The sequence below is a fragment of the Pediococcus damnosus genome (genome assembly GCF_001611155.1).
Lineage (GTDB): Bacteria > Bacillota > Bacilli > Lactobacillales > Lactobacillaceae > Pediococcus > Pediococcus damnosus.
This window is the reverse complement of record NZ_CP012294.1, coordinates 1467574-1487196: the sequence shown is the minus strand read 5'-3', so window position 1 is coordinate 1487196 and position 19623 is coordinate 1467574. Positions and strand designations below refer to the sequence as shown.

At 39.5% G+C, this 19623-nt stretch carries 14 protein-coding genes and 1 pseudogene; 7 read left to right on the top strand and 8 right to left on the bottom strand.

What is annotated here, in order from left to right; genetic code table 11:
* Positions 1-17: 17 nt before the first annotated feature.
* Positions 18-1631, bottom strand: a complete 1614-nt coding sequence (locus ADU73_RS06915; protein WP_062913323.1) for a peptide ABC transporter substrate-binding protein — start codon at positions 1629-1631, stop codon at positions 18-20.
* A 185-nt stretch (positions 1632-1816) separates the two neighbouring features.
* A complete protein-coding gene (locus ADU73_RS06910) occupies positions 1817-4564 on the bottom strand; it encodes a YhgE/Pip domain-containing protein (protein ID WP_062904007.1) in 2748 nt (915 codons plus the stop codon).
* A gap of 125 nt (positions 4565-4689) precedes the next feature.
* Here ADU73_RS06910 and ADU73_RS06905 point away from each other — a divergent pair, with 125 nt between their 5' ends.
* Entirely contained in the window at positions 4690-5295 is a 606-nt protein-coding gene (locus ADU73_RS06905; protein ID WP_046871886.1) for a TetR/AcrR family transcriptional regulator C-terminal domain-containing protein, read from the top strand.
* A gap of 423 nt (positions 5296-5718) precedes the next feature.
* Here the strand turns inward: ADU73_RS06905 and ADU73_RS06900 are convergent, their stop codons facing one another.
* From ADU73_RS06900 to ADU73_RS06890, 4 genes are all read right to left on the bottom strand, one after another.
* Complete coding sequence (locus ADU73_RS06900) at positions 5719-6381, bottom strand: endonuclease III domain-containing protein (RefSeq protein ID WP_371861580.1); 663 nt, start codon at positions 6379-6381, stop codon at positions 5719-5721.
* An 8-nt stretch (positions 6382-6389) separates the two neighbouring features.
* Complete coding sequence (locus tag ADU73_RS10665) at positions 6390-6524, bottom strand: hypothetical protein (protein ID WP_257722202.1); 135 nt, start codon at positions 6522-6524, stop codon at positions 6390-6392.
* 93 nt (positions 6525-6617) lie between these two features.
* On the bottom strand, positions 6618-6923 hold the full coding sequence (locus ADU73_RS06895) for a hypothetical protein (protein WP_046871887.1): 306 nt from the start codon (positions 6921-6923) through the stop codon (positions 6618-6620).
* Between the two features lie 85 nt (positions 6924-7008).
* Positions 7009-7206, bottom strand: coding sequence for a hypothetical protein (locus tag ADU73_RS06890; RefSeq protein ID WP_046871888.1), 198 nt, complete (start codon positions 7204-7206; stop codon positions 7009-7011).
* 453 nt (positions 7207-7659) lie between these two features.
* On the opposite strand from ADU73_RS06890, the gene ADU73_RS06880 reads away from it, so the two are divergent.
* Entirely contained in the window at positions 7660-9078 is a 1419-nt protein-coding gene (locus ADU73_RS06880; RefSeq protein WP_046871890.1) for a C69 family dipeptidase, read from the top strand.
* A 53-nt stretch (positions 9079-9131) separates the two neighbouring features.
* Here the strand turns inward: ADU73_RS06880 and ADU73_RS06875 are convergent, their stop codons facing one another.
* Entirely contained in the window at positions 9132-10766 is a 1635-nt protein-coding gene (locus ADU73_RS06875) for a peptide ABC transporter substrate-binding protein (protein ID WP_062913322.1), read from the bottom strand.
* 350 nt (positions 10767-11116) lie between these two features.
* Between ADU73_RS06875 and ADU73_RS06870 the strand changes: the two genes are divergently transcribed.
* On the top strand, positions 11117-12322 hold the full coding sequence (locus ADU73_RS06870) for an IS110 family RNA-guided transposase (RefSeq protein WP_062913321.1): 1206 nt from the start codon (positions 11117-11119) through the stop codon (positions 12320-12322).
* Between the two features lie 190 nt (positions 12323-12512).
* Here the strand turns inward: ADU73_RS06870 and proC are convergent, their stop codons facing one another.
* The gene (gene proC / locus ADU73_RS06865; RefSeq protein ID WP_046872056.1) at positions 12513-13310 is read right to left on the bottom strand and encodes a pyrroline-5-carboxylate reductase; all 798 of its coding nucleotides are present in this window, start codon (positions 13308-13310) and stop codon (positions 12513-12515) included.
* Positions 13311-13604: 294 nt separating this feature from the next.
* Here proC and asnB point away from each other — a divergent pair.
* The 4 genes and pseudogenes from asnB to ADU73_RS06845 all read left to right on the top strand — a co-directional run bounded on the left by asnB (position 13605) and on the right by ADU73_RS06845 (position 19600).
* Positions 13605-15482: pseudogene (asnB, locus tag ADU73_RS06860) on the top strand (asparagine synthase (glutamine-hydrolyzing)).
* Positions 15479-16708: an aspartate kinase gene (gene dapG / locus ADU73_RS06855; RefSeq protein WP_226996027.1), complete on the top strand. Its 1230-nt coding sequence runs from the start codon at positions 15479-15481 to the stop codon at positions 16706-16708. Before asnB ends, dapG begins: the two are co-directional and overlap by 4 nt.
* A gap of 19 nt (positions 16709-16727) precedes the next feature.
* The gene (locus ADU73_RS06850) at positions 16728-18233 is read left to right on the top strand and encodes a UDP-N-acetylmuramoyl-L-alanyl-D-glutamate--2,6-diaminopimelate ligase (protein WP_062913320.1); all 1506 of its coding nucleotides are present in this window, start codon (positions 16728-16730) and stop codon (positions 18231-18233) included.
* A gap of 503 nt (positions 18234-18736) precedes the next feature.
* On the top strand, positions 18737-19600 hold the full coding sequence (locus tag ADU73_RS06845) for a GW dipeptide domain-containing protein (RefSeq protein WP_062913319.1): 864 nt from the start codon (positions 18737-18739) through the stop codon (positions 19598-19600).
* The last annotated feature ends 23 nt before the right edge of the window (positions 19601-19623 follow it).

The window sequence follows — 19623 nt, the reverse complement described above, 5'->3', positions numbered from 1 at the left end:
TATTGTCCTCGTTTTATTTATTTGATTGAAGCGTATTGATACAAAGCATCACCACTCTGGTTAGAGTACGTCAGCCCTTGAACATCTTTACTAACTAAGTGGCTGGCAGTACTTTGATAAAGAGGCACAATTCCTTGTTTAGCCATCAAATACTTGTCTGCCTCTTGCATTAATGTCCACCGTTCGCTAGTTGTGTGATTATTTGTATCATCAATTTCATTCATCAATTTGGTGTAGTGTTTATCACTCCACTTGGTAAAGTTAACTGGATCTTCGCCATTCCCCAATTGCAGGAATTCTTCTGGATCTTGGTTATCACCTGTCCAACCATCCAAGTTAATATCATAACCACCGTTAGAAGCCACGCCAATATGTTGGGCATGGGGCATCGCTTTGACATCAATTGCGAGACCCTTTAAATACTTTTGAGCCTGTCCCTGAATATATTGTCCGACCTGTTTATCAGTGGTGGTATTATCCACTAACATGGTTAACGTCAACTTCTTCTTACCCAATTGTTTCTGAGCTAATTTCCAATCTTTTTGAGCATCCTTCACATTATATGAAAGTGAATTACCAACTTCGCCAGCAAAATCTTTGCCATTCGCAGTATCCGTTGCATCACCCTTTGGTACCATGTTAAGAGCCGGTACGGAACCGTCAGCTAAAACTTTAGAAGTCATCGTTTTCCGATCTAAAATCAAACTAATTGCTTTAGAAAGGTTTTCGTTGCTAGTTGCTGATTTCTTGTAGTTAAATTCCAAAAAGGCCATTCGTGAAATGAGATGCGTATTTAAATTACTTGAATTAGAAAACTGGCTAACGGTTTGACCGGAAATTGCTGTTTCTTGAACCTTGTTACCCTTAAATAGGTTAGTTCCCGTTGTATCGTCTTTCACAACTTGAACATCAACTTTACTTAACTTAACTTGTTTAGCATTCCAATAATAAGGATTCTTCACATATGTCCAAGTATCTTTAGTACCGTTCCAGCCCACTAGTTTGTACGCCCCACTAGAAACAACCTTGCTGGATGAACTGCCATAATTAGCCCCATATTTTTGAACATAGGCACTGTTAACTGGGTATAAAGATGTCGCCAAGACTGTTTTTAAATAAGGTTCTGGTTTTGATAATTGAATCTGTAAGGTATGGTTATTTAAGGCCTTGACACCCAAAGCAGAAGGTTTCACTTTACCGTCTTGAACAGCCTGATAATTTTTCACATAGGTCAATAAATTGGCCACTTGTGATTTTGTACTTGGATTAACCTGTCGTTGGAAAGAAGTGGCAAAGTCTTGGGCCGTAATTGCTTTACCGTTTGACCATTTGGCGTTCTTTTTAATTGTAAATGTGTAAGTCTTTCCACCATTAGTTGGCTTCACAACTTTAGTGGCCGCTCCCGCAACCACCTTGTTATTTTTGTCTAATTTATACAATCCTTCATCTGTTTGTGCAAAGAGGCTGCCACTATTCGTATCGCCGCCTTTATTTGGATCAGCAGTGGCTGGATTGCCAGCCAACGTCACGTTCATCGCTTCTGTGTTGTTACTTGCTTTGGTGGAAGAACATCCCGCGAATAAAATTTCTGAAAATAAAATGGCTCCCATTGCTAAAATTTGTTTTTTCATATTTATTACTCCCCGTAGTATTAATATTCATGTTTTGCCGATTAAATAGAATAAATATTCAATATCTGTATATTACCACGTTAGGTTTCTAAGTCAAGGAGTTTTTAATTATTTATGCACAAAAAAAGCATTAATGATGGCTTTTAATCACTATCAATGCTTTTATTCAGCATTTTATGCAAAAATCAGTCTTCTTGTTCTGCCATTTTTGCAGCTAATTTACTTTGCGTCCCCGCAACTTGTTTTGGATCATCGAAATCGATCGTCTTTAAACGTCCCCGTCTAATAGAGAAGAACCAAATAATCAAAATATTAAACACAATGGCAATTCCCAACAAGACAAGGACATCATTTCGAACGCTACCACCAATCATTAGCGTTTCTCGTAGTGCATGAATCGCATAAGTCATTGGTAGATAAGGATGAATTGCTTCAAAGAATCCATTTGAAAGTTGAATTGGATAGGTCCCCGCTGAACCGCTCAGTTGCAGAATCAAGAATATCAGCGTGAAGAACGCCCCAATCCTTCCAAAGAACAGGTTGGCCCACGTGACTAACGCCACAAATGCCAATCCAATTAGGAGCAATACACCGTATGTCTTAGTTGCTTGAAGTGGTGCCATATGATCGACTACCAAAAGGAGGACATACATTAAAGTTGATTCAAGTACTGAAGCAACCCCCAGCACACTCATCTTACTTGCCCACCAAGAAGTTCCAGAACGAGGGAATCTCCGTGGTGTGTAAGTATCGTACATTAGATTCAATGTCAAAGCGCCGACGAACAAAGCAACGGTCATCATGTAAGGAGCCATCCCAGTTCCGTTATTTGGAACCTTATCATGATCCTTATGATGCGCTGAAACTGGTTTGGCAAACTGATTATACGTCTTTTGATTAGGTTTTATGTCACTAACCTTATCGCTTGCCGACTGTAATGAACCAGTTAACTTATTATTCCCATTTTTCACGGAATTAATGCCAGTTCCAAGCTGTTTGGATCCAGTGGCGAGCTTCCCAGCACCACTACTAATTTGGGAAGCACCTGAACCTAACTGATTCATCCCACTTTGTAATTGGCCACCTTTTGAAGCCAAGGTTGCCGTGCCACTAGCAAGTTGGTTACTGCCCTTGCTCAAAGTAGTAACCCCGTTGGTCAACGTTGGTATTTTAGCATCCATACTTGCCATGCCATTAGCAAGTTGACTTGTTCCTGAACTTAACGTACCACTCTTACTATTCAACTGGTTCAATCCATTTGAAAGTTTGTCTGAGCCGTTTGTCAGTTGCGTTAAGCCGCTATTTAATTCTGGCAATTTATTTTGAACTTCATTTAAGCCTGAATTAATTTTCTGTGAATTCGTTGAAACTTTATCTAAGCCGTTCGTAACTTTTTGTGACGCCGTTCCAAGAGCCCCGACTTGTGTGCCAACCTTCTGGAAACTATTGATCGCAGCAATTGCGCCGTCAGACACCTGATCAACGGAGCTAACTTGTGATTTAATTCCTTTCAAACTGCTCTGTTGCGTGCTCAAAGTATTTAACTCAGTTGACAAGCCTTGGAGATCTTTTGATAATTTCGCAGTTGAGCTACTATTATTACTTGTCGCATTACTTCCTGCAGCAGCATCAACAACGGCCTTCTTCTGGGCGGCAGTTAAATGTTGGGCATCGGCAGCAGCCGCAACTTTTTGTTGAACATTATTATTACTGCTCGACTGTGTTTGTGATTTATCCATAGATGAAACGTCGCTTTGCAAAGTTGCCATCTGTTGTTTAACTTGCGTCATTGCTGCCTGTGAACTTGCACTAGTTGTCTGGCCACTTAACTTATTCATTTGGCCCTTAAGCTGGGTTAAACCAGATTTAACTTCATTTAAGTTGGTGTTCTGACCAGAAATTCCAGAACTTAATTTGTTCAAATTGGCCGTAATTTCAGCACTACCACTCTGCAATTCACCTGTGGCACTATTTATCTGGTTTTCACCGTTAGCTAATTTCCCGGTTGCGCTTGATAAAGAGTCCACACCATTACTTGCAGTTTGTAGCCCACCTGTCAGTGAAGTGGCCCCAGTATTTAACTGACTTACAGCTCCTGTATATTGGCCAACTCCCGTATTCACGGTTTGCGCACCATTATCAAGTTTCGTCACCCCAGTCGCTAGGGGAGCCACCGAAGTACTAAGTTGTTGAATACCATTATTTACTTTTTGTTCATTAGTATTTACTTCTGAAACGCCGCCTACATATTGGCCGATTCCTTGAGATACCTTCTGAGCACCACTTTGGAAGGTCAAGGTACTGCTCGCTAACTTTTGTAAATTACCACTAATCTCGCCATCAGCAGTTGCCAGCTTTTCGGCACCTTGGGTAAGCTTCTTACTTCCTTTTGCTGCTTTACCCATTCCCGTACCCATTTGTCCAACTTCCTGGAACATCGTTTGGGCGTAAATCTTTGTTACCTTATTAGAAACGGTATCTTGCATTGATTTAGCAGCCGATTCAGAAAACTTCGCGGCAATAAAACTATGCCCGGCACTCGTTTCATAATTAAGCTTCATTTTCTTCGGCGAATTATTTAGCAACGTGGTAGCATTTTTAGAAAAGCCATGGGGAATGGTCATTACCATATAATACTTGCCACTATGAAGGCCCTTTTCGGCATTCTTTTTACTTGGAAAATGAAAATCTAGTGCATTAGATTTTTCAAGATTTGATTTTAACTGTTTTCCAACGGCCAATTTATTATTTTGATAATTTACTGGCTGATCCTCATTAACCACGGCTACCGGTAAATCTTTAATCTTTCCATATGGATCCCACATAGAACTCAAAAAGATCACGCCATACAACGATGGTATCAAAATTAATACCGCTAGCACAATCATGACAAATGAGTGTGTTTTGATGTATTTCCATTCTGCTTTGATCATATTACTTTCCTCTTTTTCATGAACACCGTGTTGATTATTTTTATAACGTTCTCTATAATAGGGCCTGTAACCATGAAATTCAATGGTCATTTTTGAACAGAGTGTTCATAAAATTAGGAGGAGCTATGAAAACAGATATTCGTAATCAACAAACTGAAGCAAGCATTCAAAAAGCCTTCATCAAGCTTGTGACAGAAATGGGATTCAATAACATCAGAATTACTGATATTACCCGTGAAGCACAGATTGGCCGAGGAACTTTTTATATTCACTATGTTGATAAATATGATTTACTTAATAAAATTGAACGTAATCTTCTTCAAAATATTAAACAGCGGATGGCAACTGACATAACTAAAACGCACAATACTGGTGAGCATTCTTCCAAACAACTAGTTGAAATTCTAAATTCTCCTTATCGCTATATTTTGCAGTCACTGGATTATGTATATGCGCAACGAGAATCCATTCGGGCCCTTACTTCATCCAAAGGTGATCCTCTTTTTTTGGACGCAATTAAAGAACTAGTCGACAAAGAACTATTCGCAGTAAGCAGCATTTCCACCAAAGAATTGCCAGAAGATTATGCACACGAAATTGTTTTACAAAGTTTACTAAATATTATCTATTATTGGCTACAAAAAAAAGATCCCGAAACCCCCGCAGAAGTCTCAAGGATCATTTTAAAAAGTCGCTTACTTGCGCCCTACCAGCTATTAATTTCTAAGTAAGCTTCTAAAGGTTGAAAGTACAAAATTGCATCCAATTGCTTGATACAAAAACGTTCATGATAACAAAATTAGATTAAAATACCGTCTTCCAGCAAATCTGGGCCGGAACGTAGTGGGCACGACTTAGAGCCGAAAAACGCGTCTCTAAGCTCGGCCTTTATCTAAACGAAAATCGTTAAGATAAACGACACTACTGGGCCCATTTGCTTCCAGACTGAATCAGGTATTAAAACTAATTATATTTAGCACAAAAGTTGTTATGGACGTGGTCATCGAGCTATTTGAAGACAAGTGACCTGCTTGGCTTCAAATCGTGCCCACCCCGTTCCAGGCCAAGTGAGCCGCAGAACGGCAATTAACTTAATTTCGGTGGAGCAAACCATTTAATAGCAGTAACTGAAGTCGTTTGTGTACTTTCAACCTTTAGGTAAGTTTAAGCTGACCGGCATATTCTCCCAGAAAACTTAATTCAAAGTCAGCTGGCTTTTTGACATCTTTTCCATAATTTACAATTAACGCATGAAAATTCTGCCATTCAGATAAATTAAAGTCCAACTGAGATTCAATCAAGGTTTGCGCCTGTAAATACTGACTAGGTAATTGACAGCCAAGCCAGCCAAATAAACGGCGAGAATAAGCATCTACCATGAAACTAGGTTTGTCGAACACATACATTAAAATATAATCGGCCGTTTCATTGCCAATTCCCTTTAAACTGACTAATTCATGGCGTAATTTAGTCTGGGGTTCAGACTTGATTTTAGGAAGTTCAAACTGATATTTTTCTAGCCAGTGACAAACATTGTAAATGGTTTGCGTTTTTCGTGTATAAAACCCACTGGTTCGAATCAGATCAGTCAGCTCTTCTAATGAAAGGTTCTCTACCCGTTTCGGATCAAAATTGGTTGCCTTTTTCAGTTTAAGCAAACTGGGCGCCACATTTTTCCAATTGGTATTTTGAACCAGAATTGCCCCATATATGACTTCCCAGGGTGATTCAGCCCAATCAGTTCCATCCTGCAGCCAAACCTGTGGACCCATATGCGTATTCATAATTGTGTATAACTCTTTTAGCGTAATTTTCATCGAACTCATCAGCGATTCTGCCACCACTTATAAAGATAGCCACCAATGACAATGATCAAAAGTGCCAAAATTTTAGCTGTGGTTCGGGGAAACGGAATATGCGTTAAACCGCCGTATCCTAATACTAATTGTGAAAATAACATTATCGATCACTCCATTTCTGTATTTATCTTCATATAAAATAGCACACAAAGCAACTAAAAGTGATTCTGACAATTTGCGAAAAACTATCCTTACTAACATCGTTTATAGAATGCCATGACCTTTTTCGGAATTGCACTGATATCTATCTCAATAGGTTCATCTTTAGAAACATTTTGCAGAACATGTTCCATATCATCGGGATCATAAGAGTACGAGACAGTGAATTCTACAGCCATATTACCTATTAAACTTAAAATAAAGAACGCAGTAGTTACCTTGGCCACGAAAATATGAAGATGTCCATCTTCTTCAACATCATAATTCCAGTCATCTGATACATTATCATCTTGTAATCCCATATTGAGAAGATTAATTAACGCTTTTTGCACTTTTTCCATTTTTAAAAACCTGCCTTAAAAACCTGCCTATGGTAATGAATTTTGTCCTTATGCTTGATAGCAATTTACTTAAAATCATCAGGCATTATTTTTCTTTGCTTTTTTTGCCCCGAGCATCAATATAATCTATGAGCAAGCACCAGAGAATGAAAAGAACGAATGGCAAGACAGTACTTTTTGAAAAAACAAAAACCTCCAAAAGGGCCAACACGATTCCTGTTCCTAATATAATTGCCCATTCCTTTGGTGTTCTTTTGAACAATCCTTTAAAATATTCTGACATTGATATTTTCCCCCATATTTATAAACTTTACATATTCAAGATTAAACAAAATCAATTTATTTCTTTTTCTTTTGATCCACCCACAGCGTATTGATTAGAGCTAATACTACAAATATCGTTAAAAGGATTTTAACCCATGTGCTTGGAAAAATAGAAGATATAACTAGTGAGAAGACAATGCTACTAATGAAAAAGCTATTTGCACGTTGAACATTCACAAAAAACAACTCCTTTCCCACTTTTATGACTAATTTTACCATTTTTCATATTATTCTTCCTTGCCTACCTGAAACTTATAATCAATTCTCTATTTATTCAAAAATCCAATCGTAATGGTACCGCTTTAATGTAAGCCATCATTCTCCACACAGCTCTTTAACTTGTCACTCATGAAGTCTTTTTTAATTTGGGGTAGAATGGGTTTATCAAATATATATAAAGGGAGTTTTTACATTGATTGAAAAAGCTTGTACAACTGTTTTAGTCGGTAAAAATGCTTCCATTGACGGATCAACAATGATTGCCCGCAATGATGACACATTTTTGCCAGTCGCACCTCATCGTTTCTATATGCATCCCGCAGAACACGATGTCAATGAAACCATTACTTCATCACAGAATGGCTTCACTGCCAAATTACCAAGCAATGGCTATCGTCACAGTGCCGTACCTAATATCAACCCTGATAAAGATGGGATCTATGACGAAAGTGGCTTTAATGAAAAAAATGTCGCTATGAGTGCAACCGAAAGTGTTTACGGTAATCCTAAATCATTAGCTTACGATCCTTTTGTTGTTGATGGCTTAGCTGAAGACAGCATGCCAACCATGGTTTTACCATATATTAACTCTGCCAAAGACGGCGTTGCTTATTTAGGTAAATTAATTGCCAAATATGGTTCTCCTGAAGGTAACGGGGTCATTTTCAGTGACAAACACGATGTTTGGTACATGGAAATTGTCACTGGTCATCAATGGGTTGCCCAACGCATCCCTGATGATGCCTACGCTGTTGCAGCTAATCAAGTTGCCATTCAGCAAATTGATTTCAATGATCCTGACAACTTTATGTGGTCAGAAAATATTCAAAAATTCGTTGAAACTAATCATTTAAATCCTGATAAAACTGGCTGGAACTTCCGTCATATTTTCGGTACTTCAAATGAAAAAGACCGCCACTACAACACCCCACGTGTTTGGTTTGGTCAACATTACTTGAATCCAGAGATCGAACAAGATCCTCAATCTCCTGAATTACCTTTTATCTGCCATACAGAACACAAGATTTCTGTTGAAGATGTGAGTTACATTTTGAGCTCCCACTACAACGAAACTCCTTACGATCCATTTGGCCATGCTGATGACAAAGATCGCTTGAAGTTCCGACCAATCTCCATGAACCGGACTCAAAACTCACATGTTTTGCAGATTCGCAACAATGTGCCTGAAGAACTCTCTGCGATTTTCTGGTTAAACTTTGGTGTCCCAGCTTTTTGTCCTTACGTACCGTTCTACAATAACGCAACAGACACGGACCCAAGCTACAGTGACACTTCAGAAACTATGAACTTGGACGATGCTTATTGGATGTATCGGGCCCTTTCCTCAGTTGTGGAAGGTCATTACAACAAGTTTGTTCAAGAAGATACCGACTATATCACGGCTTCTCAAGAACAATTACGTGGTTTGGTAGCCGCTACTGACAAAAAAGCAGCCAACTATTCTGGTGAAAAACTCACTGAGTATTTGACAAATGCTAACCACGAAACAGTTGCCGCAATGAAGAAACGCACCATGTCCTTGTTCTACCACTTGTTAACAGAAGGGCTAACCCTTTCAAAATTAACATTTAATATGGATAAGAACCTCTAAAAATTGTTCAAACTAAAAGAGCTAACCTCACGGGATTAGCTCTTTTTTGCTACCTATTTTTCAACGTGCACCCATTTATAATCATAAGGGGCACCAGTTGGATGGAACACAACGCCTTTAACTTTTTGATTTACCAATTGCGTTTGGACCGCTTGATAAAGTGGCACAACGGCTTCTTGGTCCATCAAAAGTTTCTCAGCTTTAACAAAATCTTCGTAGCGTTTCTGTTCGTTATTAGAATCCTTACCATTTGTGGCAGCTACCAAACTATCATAAGTCTTGTTAGAGAAGCTTCCATAGTTATACGTATTCCCTGTGGTTTCCAATTGAGCGAATGTCAGGGGATCCGTGTAATCACCGATCCAGCGGACAACGGCCATATCGAAATTGCCACTAAGCTCTGCACTTTGAGCACCCTTGGTAGGCAATGACCGCAGCGTAACTGTGGCCCCGGGCAAATTCTGTTCAACAGCACTTTGAACAGATTCAGCAACTTTCTTCTGGAAATCATCATCACTAACCACCAAGGTAAAGTTCATCTTAGTTTTGCCGGTTTCCTTAAGGGCTGTCTTCCAGTACGCTTTAGCTTTAGCAACATTATATTCAACGGCTTCTGAGTTGCTGGCATCTTTAGTGAAATCTGTGCCAGTTTTTGGATTTTTAACAAAGTTAGCTGGCATAAATCCGGTTGCTGGTGTAGAACCATCTGCCAAAACTTTAGAGGTTAACGTCTTTCGATTGATAACTAAGGAGATTGCCTTCCGCGCATTCACATTAGCTGTCGATTTACCCTTCTTGAAGTTCATGGCAAGATAAGCAGTTTGCCCTTCCGAATACTTCACGAAGGCCTTATTATTCTTCTCTTGCGTAGCTTGCTCACCGGATAGTAAGGCATCATCCAATTTGCCCCCTTGATAAAGGTTCAAGGCTGTATTAGGATCCTTCACAACTTTTACTGGAATTTTACTTAAGGCCACGTTCTTCTTATCCCAATATTTATCGTTCTTAACTAACTTCCAACTCATATTGGTGCCACTCCAACCTTCCATCTTAAACGGACCACTGTAAACCATGTATTTGCTGGCAGTTCCGTACTTTGAGCCATACTTTTCAACTGCTTTTTGATCCTGTGGGAAAAACGTTCCAAACGCCATCAGATACTTAAAGTATGGTGTTGCTTGCGTTAGAGTGACCTGGACAGTTCGTTTATCTAAAGCCTTGATCCCCAACTTGCTTGGCTTCATCTTCCCAGCATTAATTGCCGTCGCATTTTTCACATTATCCATGATATAGGCATACCCAGCCTTCGTATCTGGATTAACCGTTCGCCGCCATGAATAAACAAAATCTTTGGCGGTTAAAGCATCCCCATTACTCCATTTCAAACCTTTACGCAATTTAAACGTGTACGTTTTCCCATTGTTGGTAGGTTTAACAACCTTTTCTGCCAATCCTGCAACTACCTTGTTTCCCTTGGCAACTCGATACAATCCTTCTTGACTGTTATTAATCATGTTGAAGGAGGTTAAATCAATGGACTTAGAGCTATCAATCGATAGTAAATCCGACTGCTCCATAACGCTAAAACTTTGTTCTTTAGATTCTGAACTCTTGGCTGTTCCACAACCTGCCAATGTAATTGATAATAAAAGTGTCGCCGTGCCTAGCTTTTTCCACTTATTCTTCATATCCCAATCCCCTCGTATTATATATTTTGAAACTTTGTTTCTTACTATTCACTACTTAGATGCTGCGTGATATTCTCTAATTGTTCATTGGATTTAGGTCCAACTGGTATAGGCTTTCTCCCCTTGTAGTTTATCTACGTTTTAAGCGTGCCGCCCAGACAATTCGAAACACCGCAAACCACAAGCTGTAGCGATTAGAGTGATTCGTGTTCACTCGCGTGACACGCAGCTGAATCACTTAATCTAGTCTACTTATATTGCGAGGATGCCCGTTAGAATTGGAATTAGGGAACATCACGCAGCACCTAAGCTTATCCAATTAATTCACAATGAAAGGAGGTCCTTATCCTATGAATTTATATTTAGGTATTGATGTTGGTAAAAATAAATTAGACTTTTGTGCTTTAGATTCGGATCAACGTTGTTGTTTTCAAGGTGAAACTACTAATGATCTCAATGGCGCCATTAAGATCAAACAGACGGTCCTAACCGAAACTCAAACGCATCATTATGAAAAAATCACAGCTGGTATGGAAGCTACTTCTGTTTATAACTTTCATCCAATGACTTTTTTGGCCGAAGATAGCGAGTTACAAGCCTTAGGCTTATCGGTAATTACCATTAATCCCTACACATCACATCACTTTAGTCAGCTCTTTAATGACGGTAAAACTGATGCAATTGATGCCAAGCAATTAGCCGATTTATTGCGTGTAGAACCACTTGGAACCCCTGTTGCTCGCCAAGAAAATTATGTTGCGCTGCAACGTTTAACCCGTGAACGCTATCACTTGGTTAAACAAATGACCGATTCAAAAAATCATTTTTTGAACAACCTCTATTATCGTTGTAATACTTTAGAACGAGAGTTACCCACCTCAGTTTTTGGCTCAGCTATGATGACCCTAATTACTGATGAAGAGTTAACCTTGGACGAGGCAGCGGCGCTACCTCTTGATGAATTAGTGACACATCTTCAACAGTTAGCCCACGGTAAATTTGGTGATGCCGAAGCCGTTGCTAAAGCCATTAAGAAAGCAACTCGTTCTTCTTATCGTCTATCAAAAGTCGTAACAGATTCTGTTGATGAAATCTTAGCGGTCTATGCTAATGAAATTCGGATGTTAAAAAAACAAATCCAAGTTTTGGATAAAACAATTACACAGATATCTACTCAAAACACAGATATCAATTGTTTAACTAGTGTTCCCGGTATTGTGGCAGAAATTGGTCAAATTGAACGTTTTCCGGATGAAAGCCATATTGCCAAGTATGCAGGTCTGGCTTGGTTACCACATGAATCAGGTACGAGTGTTCGTCAAGCTACGCCACGAACTCGTAAGGGTAATCAATATCTTCGTTATTATCTAGTTGAAGCTGCCAATTCGATAAGACGTTATGATATTACTTACCAACGCTATTACCACAAAAAATATGAAGAGGTACCCAAGTATCGTCATCGTCGAGCTATTGTCTTGACGGCACGAAAGCTTGTGAGATTGGTGGAAGTCTTGCTTAGAAACCATCAATTTTATATACCACCCAAAGTGGTATAGCCTTCGAGTTTACGATACTGAGTCCCTTCTTAACCCGCTAAATTAACTGTTTTAGTGGGCTGGGGAAGGTATACTCTCAAGAACTAATTAATAATAAAAACAAAGTTTTTTACATACTTGACTTATCACCACAAGGCTTAGAAATTTACAATCAAATTTCTAAGGGGGTTTTCAGTTCTCGTAAAATATTCTATTCTTCTTTTTCTTTGCCAATTGTTGCATCAATTCCCTTTACAACGGCAGTCATAAATCCGGCCTCCTCCATCGCCAAAAAGCCTGCCACTGTGGTACCACCAGGTGAAGACACTTTATCAATCAAGGCTGCCGGGTTTTCGTCAGATTCAAGAACCATCTTGGCACTACCGTTAACCACTTGGGCAGCAATTTCAGTAGCAGCCTGCTTATTCAACCCATATTTAACGCCTGCTCGTGATAACGCATCAATGAAAAAATAGGCATATGCGGGCGCACTACCAGCGATGGCACCAAATGTACTGAAATCATCCTCAGAAATTTCCATTACTTTACCGACCAGTTCAAAAACTTTTTTACCATTTTTAAATGGTGCTAAATTCAGATTAAGCTGTCCACTAGCTGCAAGACCAGTCATCCCTTCACCAATTTCAACGTTTACATTAGGCATCACGCGTAAAACCGGTCGTTCACCAATAATCGTCTGTATGTGGGCAATGTCTAATCCGGAAACTACTGAAGCCAATAGTTTTCCGTCACTTTGCAAGGCATCTTTGATTTCACCTAGCACTTTTTCTGCAATCATTGGTTGAACTGCTAGCACCACAACGTCAGCCTTTTGAGCAACCATTGCATTACTAGTTTCAATTACTAACTGGTTCTGTTTTGCAAAACCCTCGTAGTGCTCCAGATGACCACTATGTACCAAGATATCTTCGCCAGAGAATCCTGCCCTAACCATTCCTGTAATAATCGCCTTTGCCATGTTTCCAACCCCAATAAATCCAACTTTCATATTTAAACCCTCTCGCTTTCGTATTAAATATCTTTATTTTATCATGCTTGCGGGTAATAACGTTCTTTGTAAGCGTCTATCTTTAGTTTGCTGCTAGGCTAGCTTAAAATTAAATCTACTTTCACTTGTAAAAATTGCGGTGCCTACAACCCTTTTTAAAGTTGATTTAATCTGATCCCCTTATAGTTCTGAGTATGCACCATATAGTAACTTCGTTTGTGATTCGTCAAATATCTATTTTTGATGATCCGCAATCCAAACGAAAGATCAAGGAAAATAAGGAGGTCATTTTTCATGTGTGGATTTGCTGGCTGTTTAACCAATCATTCTCTAACTGAAAAAGCTTCAGATAACCAAACCGTGCATACCATGACGAAAATGTTGGTTCATCGTGGCCCTGATGACAGTGGGTACTTTTCAGATGATCACATTACTATGGGTTTTCGCCGGCTAAGCATTATTGATTTAGACGGTGGCCACCAGCCGCTTTCTTACGATGACGAACGTTATTGGCTAACTTTTAATGGCGAAATTTATAATTTTATTGAATTACGTGAAAACCTCATTAAAGATGGCTACACGTTTAAAACTAAATCCGATTCTGAAGTTATCTTGGCTCTATACGCAAAATATCAGGCAGCTGCTACCAAATATTTACGTGGTATGTTTGCTTTCGTAATTTGGGATAAAAAGACTAAAACCCTTTTTGCAGCGCGCGATCAATTTGGAATCAAACCTTTCTACTACGCTATTCAAGGCGATAATTTCTATTATGCATCCGAAAGTAAGGCCATTTATAAAATCTTGAAAGAAAAGACTTTTAATGAGGATGCTCTGCAAGATTACATGACCTTTCAATTTGTGCCTGAACCAGAAACGCTCACAAACGAAATCCAAATGTTGGCTCCTGGTTGCACATTGACTAAAGAATTGAAAAAAGCGCCTGTCATCAATCGCTATTTTTATCGTGAATTTCATCCCGTTATCAAACCTGAAGCGGATTATATCAAGAGTGTCCGTGATAGCCTCATTGACTCGGTCAAAATGCATATGCGTTCTGATGTCCCGGTCGGTTCTTTCTTATCTGGTGGCATTGATTCCTCAATTATTGTCGCTATCGCCAGAAATTTCAATCCTCACTTGGAAACAATTTCAGTCGGATTTGAACGTGCTGGCTACAGTGAGCTAGATGTTGCCAAAGAAACGGCCGAAAAGTTAAACGTCAAAAATTACAGCATGATCATCACTCCAGAAGAGTTTATGAAAGCTTTCCCTAATTTTGTCTTTAGTATGGATGATCCCTTAGCCGATCCGGCGGCAGTTCCTCAATATTTTTTAGCAAAGGAAGCTGTTAGACACGTTAAAGTTGCTTTAACAGGAGAAGGCGCTGACGAATTGTTCGGTGGCTATACCATCTATCACGAACCGGAGTCGTTGAAAATGTTTAGTTATACCCAACCGCTGAACCGGGCGCTGAACCACCTTGCGACGTTGATACCTGAGGGCGTTAAAGGTCGCTCATTTCTACTGCGTGGCACAACCCCTCTTCAGGACCGTTACGTTGGCAATGCCTTTATCTTCAATGAACATGAAAAACAAAGTTTCTTTAAAAACTATGATTATGATCATCCATTTCAAAAAATTACCAAGCCTTTTTATGACGAATCTAAATCATATGATCCGATTACGCAAATGCAATTTATCGATATGCACACTTGGTTAAACGGCGATTTATTGCACAATGCTGATCGCACCACCATGGCCCATAGCTTAGAGTTGCGCACCCCTTTTGTTGATCGGGAAGTTTATAAAGTGGCATCAACCATCCCCGCCAATTTGCGAATTACGCATGACACCACAAAGTATATTTTATGAAAGGCTGCTGAAGGAATCGTTCCTGACCATGTTTTAAATCGAAAAAAACTCGGTTTTCCAGTTCCGATTCGGTTTTGGTTAAAAGACGAAATGTACGACTGGGCTCGTTCAATCATTAATGAATCGCAAACTGGTCAATACCTAAATAAAGATTATTTTTTAAAATTATTAGAAGATCATCGTCATAATGTTCGTGATAATTCCCGAAAGTTATGGACGGTCTTAACATTCATGACCTGGCACAAACTTTATGTAGAAGCACCGATACTCGAGCAGCCGAAGGAGTTGATAAAGTGAAAACGAACATCATCGTCCAAAAATTTGGTGGGTCTTCTGTTAAAGATGGACCAACCCGGCTTAAAGCCTTGCAGCACGTGAAATTAGCAGTAAGCCAAGGTAATAAAGTTATCGTTGTCGTATCAGCCTTTAGAAGCCGGCAAACTCCTTATGCAACCGATGCACTTTTAAACCTCGTTCATGGTGACCAAAATAAGCTTTCCAATCGTGAACGTGACATGTTGATGTCAGTTGGTGAAACCATTTCTGCCACCGTATTTACCGAATTGGCTCGTGAGCAAGGATTAACTGCCATGGCGCTAACTGGTCACGACGCCGGCATTATCACAAGCAACGAATTTCAAAACGCTAAAATTTTAAAAGTCGATCCACAACCAATTCAAAACGCCTTTAAAAAAGTTGACGTTGTGGTTGTGACCGGTTTTCAAGGTGCCACCAAAAACGGTCAAATTACCACGCTTGGCCGTGGCGGTTCCGATGTCTCTGCTGTTGCCTTAGGAGCAGCGCTAAAGACTAAGCGCGTAGACATCTTCACAGATGTTGAAGGCATTATGACAGCCGATCCCCGTCTGGTCACTCACGCTCGCTGTCTCAAAATTATTGGTTATAACGAATTGGCTAATTTGGCCATCAACGGTGCTCGCGTGATTCATCCCCAAGCAGTTGAAATTGCTAAGCAAGCCAACCTTCCGATGCACATTCGAGCAACTTATCAATCACCAACTGAATTAGGAACATTGGTGACCAATCAATTGGCACCTATTAAACGTTACCGTTCCGTAACTGGGATTGCGCATCAGACAGGCCTTACTCAGTTTTCAGTTTCAACAAATGAAGATACTTCTGCAGAGATATTTCAATTACTGGCAACCCATAAATTAAGCATTGATTTCATTAGCATCACCCGTCACCGAGTTGTATTTAATTTAGTTAACGGTGCTGCCAGCAATGCCAAAAAACTTTTATCACGAGAGAATATTGCTTATCAAACTATTACGGACTGCGCCAAGGTATCAATTGTTGGTGCAGGCATGTCCGGCACACCCGGCATCACTGCCCGAATCGTGACCACCTTGTTAGCTAATCACATCGACATTTTGCAATCGGCGGATAGCTACACAACCATCTGGATCCTTATCAAACAATCTGATTTAAAAACCGCTTTAAATGTTTTACATGATGAATTTTTAAACGTGTATCAACACATAAAAGTTCAAGAACAATAAATCTAAGGAGGAACCCTCAATGAAAGTTACCCAATTAATTGACAGTCTCAAATTCAAACAAATTTATCCAGCAATTACCACGGATTTTGATGTGACCATGCTGACCCAAGATACCCGTGAAGTGCAACCTGGTGCCATGTTTATTGCCGTAAATGGGTATCACATTGATGGCCACAAATTAGCCGCTCAGGCCGTTGAAAAAGGAGCCATAATCGTTGTTGCTCAAGAACGGATTAATGTTTCCGTTCCCGTTGTCTATGTTCAAAATACTGAACGCGCCATGGCCATTTTAGCTGACGTTTTTTATCAAGCACCAAGTCAGTCAATGCGTATGATTGGGGTAACGGGTACTAACGGTAAAACAACGGTAACCCACCTAATTGAACAGATTTATCGTGATCAAAATCAGGCTACTGGTTTAATGGGTACCATGTATCGCAAAATTAAGGATGAAACTCTGCCAACGAATAATACGACTTCGGACGCCATTACGACCCAACGGACTCTGGCAAAGATGCATCAAGAAAACGTTGAAACAGTTGCCATGGAAGTTTCTTCGATTGCTTTGGATCTTGGCCGCGTTTGGGGCATTGATTTTGATATAGCTGTTTTCACAAATCTTACCCGTGATCATCTTGACTTTCACAAAACAATGGCAAATTATATTCACGCCAAAAGTCTCTTGTTTGCCCAGTTAGGAAATAAATATACCGCAAGCGGAACAACCAAAGTAGCTGTTTTGAATACGGATGATCCGGTTGGTCGTGAATTTGAACAATACACGGCCGCACACGTGTTAACGTATGGGCTAAACCCTGATGCCATGATTAGAGCCCAAAATATTCAAATTTGTAGTTACGGCACTGAATTTGATCTAGCCGTTTTTGGTGAGGTTACTCATGTCACGATGAAATTGATTGGGAAATTTAATGTGTACAATATGTTAGCGGCGTTTGCGGCCGCTTATGCCAGCGGTTTACCTTCTAATCAGATCATTAAGTCGTTAGAAAAGGTCACCGGAGTTAAGGGTCGGTTTCAATCCATCCCCTCTCATACTGGCGTTCGTGTGATTGTGGATTACTCACACACACCTGACAGCCTTTTAAACGCCTTAAAGACCATTCATTCCTTTGCAAAACAAGACGTCTATTGTGTTATTGGTTGCGGTGGCGATCGTGATCATGGAAAGCGTGCGCAGATGGCAAAAATTGCCGTTGAAAACAGTACAAAGCCCATTTTCACGTCAGACAACCCTCGCACCGAAGACCCAGAAAATATTCTTTGTGACATGATTGCTGGTGTCCCAGAGACAAAAGTTCCGGTATATATTGACCGTCATGAAGCCATTCAACAGGCCATTCAACAGGCCATTCAGGATGCTAAACCAGGTGATGTCGTTTTAATTGCAGGAAAGGGACATGAAGATTACCAGCTCATCGGTTGTACCAAGCATCACTTTGATGACAGTGAGGAAGCTGCTAAAGATCTTGCCTTGAGACCCGTTATTGATCAAAAATTAGCTTAGAAAAAAGAAGTTCTAGATAACAACTAGTGTGTGCTAAACACACCAACTGTAATCTAAAACCTCTTTTTTATTATGAATCAAACAAGGCTAATTTATTATGAAACTATCTAGCAAAATGCCCAATTAAGATCCAACTAATTAGTAAAATCAAAAGAATACAAAAAACAATATTGCGAGTATTCTTGGCCCTCAAAGATAAGAAAAAATAAAAGAAGACGACGATATACCAACATATCAAGATGGGATAATATGTAATTGGGAAAATCAGTGTCACTACGATTGACGCAAGAACAATCATCATTCCCCATTTATTGACCCATTTGTTAAAATTTTCCAATTTATCCATCCTTACTTATAAATTATTGTTACTGGCTCATCCAGCTATTTATTATTGTACAACATTTCATTTTATTTATTTTAATGACATATTGTGTCATCTGCCTATTGTACACTGTCCATGGTTATTTTAAATAACTAAACGGAAAAACAGGAGGAGTTTTACAATGAACAAAAAGTTAAGAATCAAGAAATCTATACTTGCTTTACTGGCAGGCGTTTCAATGCTGGGGATCGGTGTGGGCGCAAGCTCTATATTAAATGATTCAGTGAGTGTACATGCAGAAACCATTGCTGGAAATTCTCAATATTCACCTACGATCCATATTAAAGTAATGGTTGGCAATAAGATGCGTGATCTAATTTCCTCCTATGCAGGTAACGGTGTTGGAAAAAAGAATATGAAAGGAATATTATGGGCACCAAATATCTCAGGTTATACTCCTAATATCAAAGGTTCAATAAATTTCACGTATAACGGAACTACTAAGTTAACCAAACTATCCAAAAAGTTATATTACACAAAAACAGCAACTCCAGTAACTTATAAAAACCAAAAATTATCAAAACAAGTTAAATTAGCACCCGGCCATGACTTTTATAACCATGTTCCTGGCAGCAAATACACTGCCAAACGCACTCATTACGGTAAAACCTACAAAGGCAAGACAATCACCATCAATATGAGTGGCGTTAAGAAAGGTACCAAAACACCTTACTATCGTTGCTCTTACAAAGGCAAAAATATTGGTTGGATTTACGGTGGTGCCCTCGCAAACGTGACAAGTTATAAAACAGTAAAGAAGACTGCTACTGTGATTGCAAAACCAACAAACAATTTTTACAACCACGTAACTTTAAGTACCTACGCGACCAAATTAACGCATTTTGGTAAAACTTACAAAAACAAGAAAGTAACCATCAACATGCAAGCTACCCGCCAAGGAACCAAGACCCCTTATTATCGTTGTTCAGTAAGTGGTAAAAATATCGGTTGGATTTACGGCGGCGCATTATCTAACTTCCGTTAAAACTAATAAATAATTACCATGGA